Source organism: Oleiphilus sp. HI0132 (assembly GCF_001635845.1).
In genome coordinates this window covers 1-518 of the sequence record NZ_LWGJ01001582.1, presented here as the reverse complement: position 1 = coordinate 518, position 518 = coordinate 1, and the positions used below count along the sequence as shown (strand labels likewise).

The window sequence follows — 518 nt, the reverse complement described above, 5'->3', positions numbered from 1 at the left end:
AAGAAAGTGACTCTGATGACGGTCGTTTGGATGGTCTCGGTGAAGGAGATGAGGGAACTGAACTAGTTTTGCAAGCACGCCATGCTTTCGATACCGACTGGCGTTATTGGCTGGATGCTCGAGTGGTGACCGGTGAAAACGGAAGTCTTGGTCTTTTTGGCGTGGGGCACCGCTTCGGTGGTCAGAACGACGGAACCGGCCATGAAATTGCCATCGCTTTGGTATTTCACGATAGTGATTATGTCAATAAAGATTTTGGTATAGATGCAGAGCAGTCAGTTGCATCGGGACTGAATGAGACCGACCTGAGTGGAGGATTTCGCTCGTTTGGATTTAATTACAATTATCGCCATTATGTAAATGAGAATTGGCAGGTTTTCGGCGAGGCGGTTTATGAGCGTTATAGTAGTGACATTGCGGATAGCCCAATCGCACGCAACAACTATGAAGCTGAGGTCGGCGTTGGATTCATTTACGTTTTCTAGAACACCTATCAAGTATTCACCTAGAAGCCTCAT

At 46.9% G+C, this 518-nt stretch carries 1 protein-coding gene; it reads left to right on the top strand.

Features of this window, described 5'->3' with window-relative positions; all coding sequences use genetic code 11:
• The coding region (locus A3766_RS24460) for a MipA/OmpV family protein (protein WP_197479718.1) at window positions 1-485 on the top strand (485 nt) is incomplete at its 5' end.
• Between the last annotated feature and the right edge of the window lie 33 nt (window positions 486-518).